The sequence below is a fragment of the Embleya sp. NPDC005971 genome (assembly GCF_040629175.1).
GTDB lineage: Bacteria > Actinomycetota > Actinomycetes > Streptomycetales > Streptomycetaceae > Embleya.
Genome location: NZ_JBEXUX010000187.1, coordinates 1 through 1,509, shown reverse-complemented (window position 1 = coordinate 1,509; position 1,509 = coordinate 1). Strand labels below are relative to the sequence as shown.

Annotated in this window: 1 protein-coding gene; it reads right to left on the bottom strand. The window is 69.3% G+C overall.

Annotated elements, in window-relative coordinates:
• Positions 1 to 37: 37 nt before the first annotated feature.
• Positions 38 to 1,246, bottom strand: a complete 1,209-nt coding sequence (locus ABZ374_RS48500; RefSeq protein ID WP_360325252.1) for an IS110 family transposase — start codon at positions 1,244 to 1,246, stop codon at positions 38 to 40.
• Positions 1,247 to 1,509: the final 263 nt, after the last annotated feature.

Below are 1,509 nucleotides of genomic sequence, written 5' to 3'. Positions count from 1 at the left end.
GGGGGTGCCTCTATGTCTTTCGTCAACCGAGATCGGGTCATGCTGCGACCGGTTCGGCCGGTCGGGATTCGTAGAAGGTTCCGTCTCTGAGCATGGCGAACAGGACGTTGATGCGTTGGCGGGCGAGGCGGAGGAGGGCTTGGGTGTGGGTTTTGCCGCGAGCTCTGCAGCGGTCGTAGTAGGTGCGGGAGGCGGGGTCGTGCAGGGCGGCGAACGCGGAGAGGAACATGGCCCGTTTCAGGAGTCGGTTGCCTGTTCTGGGGGCGTGTTCGCCGTGGATCGACGTGCCGGAGGATTTCGTGGCCGGGGCGAGGCCGGCGTAGGAGGCCAGGTGGGCGGCGGTGGGGAACGAGGTTCCGTCGCCGATGGTCACGAGGAGGGTGGCTGCGGTCCTGACGCCGACTCCGGGCATCGAGGTCAGGACCTGCGAAAGAGGGTGGGCCTCCAACAGCTCGCCGATCTGCGTTTCGACGGCGCGTCGTTGTTCGTGGACGGCGGCGAGCGAGCGGGCCAGGGAGGGCACGACGGTGTCGAGGGTGGTGGTGCCCGGGACGACGACGGTCTGTTCGTCGAGTGCGTCGAAGACGTCGTCCACGAGGCGTTCGGCCATGCGCGGTGCCTTCGGCCGTATCAGGGACACGAGTCTGCGGCGTCCGGCCTTGCGCAGGGCGGCGGGCGAGCCGTGTCGTTCGAGGAGGTGGGTCACGGCCGGGTGGTCCAGGCGGGGTCCGAGGACGCGTTCGAGGCTGGGGTGGAATTGGGTGAGGAGGCCGCGGATGCGGTTGCTGGTGCGGGTGGCCTCGGCGGCGAGGTCCTGGTCGAAGCCGGTGAGGACCGTCAGGGTCGCGGTTGTCTCGTCGGTGGCCTCCAGGACTCGGAGGGTGTGGGGCATGGTGCGGGCGGCGTCGGCGATGACGTGGGCGTCGCGGGCGTCGGTCTTGGCCTCGCCCGGGTAGAGGTCGGCGATGCGGCGCATCGCCAGGCCGGGCAGGTAGGCGACCTCGCATCCCGCGTCGCGGGCCACCGTCAGCGGCAGGGCGCCGATCGAGGCGGGCTGGTCGACGATCACCAGCACGGTCCCGAACTTCGCACGCAGTTTGTCGAAGACGGCCCGCAGCCTGGGTTCGCTGTTGGGCAGCCTCTTGTCGAACACGGTCTTGCCGGCGGCCGTGAGGCCGTGGCCGTGGTGGTCGGATTTGCCCACGTCCAGGCCGAGGAAGACCTTGATGTCGCCGGTGTCGAGCACCGCACCCCTCCCAGGGTGTCGTTCCGGTCCCGGCCTCATGCCTTCGCACCGCACGCGCGCATCCACGTTACGCAGACCAACCACCCTTCGCTGGCCGGGCGTTGCGCTCGGCCGGGTGGCGGTCAGGCCTCTCATCAGCGGTCAAACGGTGCTCCGGGTCCGGTGACACCACCCCCCAGGTCATGCGTTCGACAGGGGGCAAAAGCCATGCCGGACCCGGAGGCCAGGAGCCCCATTTCAGGACCACGAAAAAGGTAACGGGG